Source organism: Paeniglutamicibacter sp. (assembly GCF_046714615.1).
Classification (GTDB): Bacteria; Actinomycetota; Actinomycetes; order Actinomycetales; family Micrococcaceae; genus Paeniglutamicibacter.
Genome location: NZ_JBKKAP010000042.1, coordinates 1 through 6498, shown reverse-complemented (window position 1 = coordinate 6498; position 6498 = coordinate 1). Strand labels below are relative to the sequence as shown.

Here is a 6498-nt window from a genome sequence, read left to right as displayed (position 1 = left end):
ACCAGGTCGGGGTCGTCGACGGGTGCCAGGTCCATGTCACAGCGCGCGGCCGTCGTTATGCCGATGCCGGCCAGCACCACGTCGCCCACGGGCGTGAGCCCGCCGTGGTCGTGGACCGACGCCGCGGCGTCGGCACCCACGGTGATGACGGTGGTGCAGGAGGCGGGCAGCTGCTGCTCGGAGGCGGCAATCACGATGCCCGAGACCCGCGGTCCCTGCCCCGGGCCTCGGCCACCGAGGCCCGGGACCGAACGTCCGTGGCCCAGCAGTTCGCGTGCCGGGGCGTCGCGACCCTCGGTGAGCACCTCGGAATCCAGCACCAGCAGCGTGGTGCCGCCGGGGGATTCGTCGATGCCCTCGCGCAGGGCCCGCAGCAGGGCGGCGCTGCGCCGGCGGTCATCCGAAAGCCAGCGTTCGGAGGTGCCGGTGCCCAGCCGGCGGGTGTGCGGCAGCCAGGAGGTCCAGGCCCATTCCTCGTGGCGCCCGCGGTCGCAGAACACCGCGATGGACAAATCTGCAGGCCCCGCGTGCACGGCGGCCTGGGTGAGCAGGGACCTGGCCAGGGCCAGGGCTCCGGCGCGGTCCCCGACGATGCCGATGACGCCGGCATCGGTGAGGTCAACCAGCACGGGGGCCGCGGGAATCCGGCTGGCCTCCAGGGCCTCGCGCACCAGGCGGTCGGGAACGGGGGCGGAGCGGTCATCGAGCTTGGGCTGCCAGGGCACGTCCCCGATCCCTGCATTCAGCGCCAGGAATCCCGCGGAACCGGTTCTTCGCTGCCACAGCCCGGTCGTGGGCACCGCGGCGATGCGCATGGCGGTGGCGGGGTCGGGGATTTCGCTGTGGCGGCGCGTGGCCTGGGCCGCTGCCGCGTCGGCGACCTCGGTGGCGAAGTCGGCCAGGGCCGCGGTGAACCGCTCGTCCTCTTCCTTGAGGTTCTTGGCGCGGCGGTGCTTCTGCTCGAACCACATGCCCACGGCCATGACCGGGCTCAGCGCGGCGAACATCGCGAAGCGGGCGTCGCCGAGCATCATGACCATGGCACCTGCCAGCAGCAGCGGGGCCAGCACGGTGATGTAGCTGAATTTGGAGGCAGGCGGGACGTCCTTGCGCACCGGAGGTGACAGCGGGTCGGGTTCCGGCGGGTTTCCGGGGCGCGGGGGCCGGTTGAAGGGCGCGGTGGCAGCGGGGGTGAGGTTGTGCAGCGACCCGGGTTCGGGGGCGCGGTTCTCCACCAGACTCTGGCGCAGCAGCACCGTCGTCCCGCCAATGACCAGGGTGGCCGGCGCGGTGACCAGCACGCCGTCTTCGCCCACCGGTTCCCCGGCGAGCAGCGTGCCGTTGGTCGAGCCCGCGTCTTTCACCCGCACGCCGTCGTCCTCGATTTCGAGGCTTGCATGGTTCCAGGAGGCGCTTTCGGTCAGCAGCACCAAATCCGCCTGCGGGGAGCGGCCGATGACCAGCGGCCGGTGGGCCGGCAGCGGAACCAGGGCCCCTGCATCCAGGCCGCCGGAGACGGTGGCGCTCCAGCCGCGCACCGGTTCCGGACGCGGGACCGGCGCCAGTGAGATGGTGCTGCCCTCGAGCAGCAGCAGCTCCTCCAGCGGGGTCTCGGCGGGCACCGCGGCGGCGTCCACGTACAGGGTGGAGCCCGGTGCGGGGGAGGTGCCCCCGGCGGAGCTGACCAGTTGCGCGAGCGTCGTGCCGGGAGCGAAGCTGCCCAGCTCCCGGTCAAGTCGCTGGCCATCCAGCCGGATCAGCACGCGCACCGCGCGCTCCTTTCGTCGTCGGGCAGTGGGTCGTCAGTCGGAGGCGGGGCGCGCGAACCAGGATGCGGTCGCACCGTCCCCGGATGCCTTAGGGCGCAATCCCAGATCCTGGGCCGAGAAGTGCAGCACCACCGGGTCCCCTTCCATGGCATCAACCCGGCTGAAGTCCAGAGAAGGACCGGCGATGCCGTCGGCAGGGCCAAGCTTCAGCGTACCGAGTGACTTGGCCACCTTGGCCGGATCGTTGCTGCCGGCGGTTGAAATCGCCCGCACCAGGGCCACGACTGCATCGTGGCTGCGCGAGTCGGCGGCATTCGCGACATCGCTGAAGGCCATGTCACCGGTGAGGTTCTTTGCTTCCTTGTCCTGCGACAGAACCCGCAGTCCGGCGAGGAACCCGGACATGGCCCGGCCGGAATCATCCGGGCGCAGGGCTGCAGCGTCGCCGGCGTCGGCGCCGACGGTGGAGAGCCGGCCGGAGACGGTGCCGCCGGCCAGGGCGAGTCCGGAGGCGAACGCGGGGCTGGTCGCCCCGGGCGTCAGCACGACCGGGACCGTGACGTTGGCCGATTGCAAGGCGTGGACCACCGTTGCCTGTTGCGTCGGGTTGCCCGAGAGCAGCACCGCGTCGGCAGGGTCGGCCACCGCGGGGCGGCCGGGCGTGCCGTCGGCCTTCGCGGGTTCCGCCACCCCGGTGCGGCGGGCGACATCCGCCGCCAACTGCTCCGCATCGGCTCCAGGTTCGAAGGAGATGTCCGACGCGACGTCCACGGAATCCGGGGCCCCGCCACCGGCGTCGATGAGCAGCGGCCGCTTGGCACCCGCCAGGGCCGATGCCAGCGCCTTGGACATCTGGGCCTCGGTGGGCGCGGTGCGCCAGGCCGCCGCGTCGGTGCCGGGCTTGGCCGCGTAGTAGGGCAACAGCACCGGGACCCCGGCGTCGGCGGCGGCCTCAAGCGCGCCGTCCACCTGCTCGCCGTCGGTGGCCACGACGATTCCGGCAACACCTTCGGAAACCAGTTTCTCCACGGCCTTGCGGGCGCCCTCGGCGGTGCCCCGGTCATCGGCGGTGGATAGGGCGATTGACGTGCCCGAGAGGGAGAAGCGGTGCACGGCGACCGCCGTGCCCTGGGCCGCATCCTTCCACGCGGCGCCGGCCCCCGAACCGAGCGTCATGACGACGCCGAGCTTGGTTTCGGCCGGTACGTTGGCGGCGGACAGGGCCACCGGGACGCTTGCCTCCACCGGATCACCCTTGGCCGCGTCGGCGGGACGGAACAGGAAGACTGCAAGAGCGATGACCACGGCCACTGCTACGATAACCACCGCGCCTGAGATGAGGTTGCGTCGCGTTGCGAGACGGCTCATTTGGCACTTCCGATGCGGAAGGAATACAGCGTCTGTGTCGCGGTGCCCTGGGGCACCTCGAGGTGGAAGGTCGGCAGTGCCGACACCGCCTCGAGCGATGCCTTGAACTGTGCCTGGCGCAGCAGGATGCCGGCGATGTCCTCGGCCCGCACGTTGGCATAGCCTTGGGCGTTTTTGGTGGCCAGGGCCAGCTGGTAGTCGGCAGTGTCGGCCTTCGCAGCGCTGGTGGCCATCGATCCGAGCAGGCCGGAACCATTGACCTTGCGGTCGCCCAGGTCGAGCATGACCTTGCTCAGGCCAGCGGCCAGAAGCTTCGAAGCTCCCTCGACGTCACGCGTCGAGGCTCCGGTGCTCTGGGCGATTCCCTCGAGCGAGGCGGCGGTCTGCTTGCTGACTGCCTCGGACAAGCCGGCGTCCTGCTTGGCCAATTCGGCGTGCTGCTTGTCTACCGTGGTCTTGGCGTTGGCTTCCACGTCGGCCGCCGTCGAGGACAAGCCGGCGACGGAGCGGTCGAAGGCCTTCACGACTGCATCGCTGCCCTCGGCGCCCTGTGCGGAGACCACACGGATCTGGCTGTCGATCAGCGCGGTGACTTCCTCGGTCATGGCGTTCTGGGTGTCCGCGAAGGCCTTCGTGATGCCGGACTCGAGCTCGTCCTGTTGCTTGTCCAGGACCAGCAACCCCTCGCCGAGTCGATCCCGACTCCCCTGGGCAGCCTCCAGCGTCTTGCGCAGGTTGGCGATGTCTCCCTTGATGCTGGCACCGGTCTTCACCGTGAATTCCAGTTCGTCAATGCTCTTGCTGATGGCTTCGAGACTGGCCTCTGCGTCCTTGACGGATTCTTTGAGTGGTTCGCCGTCGACAGGTGCCTCGGTCAGCGACGTCACCTTTTTCAGGGACAGGGTCTGCGCCTCGGCGCGGTCGTCCCAGATCTTGGCCTGTTGGCCTACCCAGGTCTCCCAGGCCGCGGCCTGGTCCTCGGCCTGCTCGGCGCGAGCGTCAGCCTGCGCTTTCAGCGCTTTGGCGTGGTCGGTCAGATCTTTGGCCTGGGCGGCCAAATCGGCCTTCTGCTTGTCCAGTTGCTCATCCAATGGGTCTTCCCCGAACAGCTTGGCCTTGCTGGTGGTCGCGCCCGGGCAGGGAACAGAGGTCAGGTCCGCGCGAAGATTCTCTAAGAATCGCTTTTCGCGTACCCGGTCTTCATCCTCGATTCGTTCGCACAGGTCTTCGGCCAAGGCGTCGTTTCGCTTGTCCATGGCCGCATTTTGCTCGAGCATGTCCTTGTTCCGATCGAATACGGCGTCGAGCGGGTTCTTGTCTTCGATCGGCTCGTAGATCCAGGGGTTGGCCAGCTTCTCATCGCCGCCCTTGATCAGCATTGCGGCGTCCTGTGTTGCGGCACGAATGGCATCGATCCGGCTCTGTTCGGCCACGACAAGAGCGTCAACGTCTTCCTCGAGTGCGTCCAGCGGTGTCCCGGCGTCAATGACGGTGGTCCGGAGCGCCTTGATGGCCTCGTCGGCGGCCTTTTCGTCGTCTGCCTTCCCGTTGGATTCGGCCTCATCCAGAGCGGTGAGCTGGTCGGAGAGTTCATTGATTCCATCGGAAAGGCTTCGGTGGCGTGCCAGCGCGCCAGTGATGATCTCGGGATCCAACGAGGCAACCAGCTTGTCGCCCTGGTCCACCAACTTCAGCAGGGCGCCGGTCACGGTGATCGACGAGGCATGGAACGCACAGGTCAGGGATGCGACGGTGCAGTTCTCGGCGTTGGGCTCGGAAGGGCCAACGGTGGTCTGCAGCGCGGTGGCAACTTCGTCGCGGCAGCCGGCGGTCGAGCGGGCGTAGCCGTCCAGCTGGGCGGACATCAGCACGAGGCTGGAGTAGACGGTCGCGGTTTCGCCTGCGGGTGCAACGATTGCGGCGCAGCCGTTACCCTTGATCGTTGCCTTCGGCACGCCGACCGAGGTGTCGCCCAGCATGGCGTCGACGGTATTGACGGTCTGGGACAGCTGCGCGAGGGTCGTGGTCTCGGCGCCGGTGACCGTGGTATCCAGGTCGGTCTTGAGTGAGCCGAGCTGGTCCTTCAATCCGCTAAGGGTCCCTGCCAGGGAGTCGCTGCTCTCCTTCAGGTGGCCCGCGGTGCTCACGCCCAGGGTCTTCGAGGTGCTCTCCAGGTTGCTGCGCACGTCGGTGATGGTGGATCCCGCGCGACTCAGCACGTCGTTGACTTCGGCGATGAGGTCGATGGTGCGTCGTTGCAGGGCGAGCTCGGAGGTGGGGCTGGTGTCGAACGCGGAGGCCAGCACTCCATCCACCGAGAGGTCGGTGGACATGCCCGGCTGGACGGCTAGGTCGATGCTCGGGGCGGCGAATTCGGTGACGTCGGCGACCAGGCGCATTGTGGTGCTGGCACCCGTGGCCGGAGGGGCGAGGAGAGTTGCCCACTGGATGACGGCCTCGCCTTCGGGAGAGGCGCTGATGATGCCGTTGGTCCCGGCGGAGCCGGACCCGGATTCGCCCACGATGTTGCCGGGGGAGACGCCGGGGAGCACCGTCGAGGCGGCGATCGTCATTGGGGCGCCCACGAGTACCGGTTCGGTACGTGACTGGCCAGCAACGTCAAAGGTCACGTCACGCGGGGCCACCGTCAAGTTCTCCACGGTCAACCCGATCTCGACCCGGCCGGTGTAGCCGGCCAGCTCCTCGAGGTTGGTGCCTGTCTTCTCCGCGGTGCGGTACTGCGCGCTCACCCGGACGGGAAGGTCGTTGGCGACCTCTCCCGGAACATAGGCGGTATCGGCGCTCGAGGAATCGCCCGTGGCGTCGTCCACGGAGATCGCTGTCCCGTTGACCGCCGAGATCGAACCGTTGGAGGCGAGGTCCACGTTCACCGACTGCAGCACGCGCGACGGCGTGCCGACAACGTTGGGTGCGTTGGTGCACGAGGTCGTGAAGGCCACGGCGGCTACCGTAAGGATCGCGCCTGCCGTGCGGACAAAGTTCGGACTCGGTGTTCGTCGTGCGGCGTTCGTCTTGCGTGGGCGTGTGCTGGCCACTTGCTCCCCTTCGTGATTCAAATTCCTATTGAATAATAGGCGGTACACCGTCCGAATCGATAAATCCGCGCCGTGGCGAAACCCGATTGCTGACATATTGATGCGGTGCGTCGCATGTAGATGCCACTTTTGGCACGGATACTCGACATACGTGCTGCAATAACTTGGACAGGTAATCTCATCTTGTTAGAGTTATTCTCGTTCGAGTCTCCTAGTAGCGCGTTTGCGCGGGGACATCACCAAGATTCTTGGAGGATTTCATGTCGCGTGTCCTATCAACGGAGCAGGCAAAGACTGCCATTCAG

3 protein-coding genes are annotated in these 6498 nt (G+C 67.7%); all 3 read right to left on the bottom strand.

Going from position 1 to position 6498, the window contains the following annotated elements; genetic code table 11:
* The coding region (locus ACLQ7E_RS05240; protein WP_411731516.1) for an FHA domain-containing protein at positions 1 to 1769 on the bottom strand (1769 nt) is incomplete at its 3' end.
* A 33-nt stretch (positions 1770 to 1802) separates the two neighbouring features.
* Entirely contained in the window at positions 1803 to 3137 is a 1335-nt protein-coding gene (locus tag ACLQ7E_RS05235) for a hypothetical protein (RefSeq protein WP_411731515.1), read from the bottom strand.
* Complete coding sequence (locus ACLQ7E_RS05230; protein ID WP_411731514.1) at positions 3134 to 6193, bottom strand: hypothetical protein; 3060 nt, start codon at positions 6191 to 6193, stop codon at positions 3134 to 3136. The genes ACLQ7E_RS05235 and ACLQ7E_RS05230 overlap by 4 nt, the downstream gene beginning before the upstream one ends.
* Between the last annotated feature and the right edge of the window lie 305 nt (positions 6194 to 6498).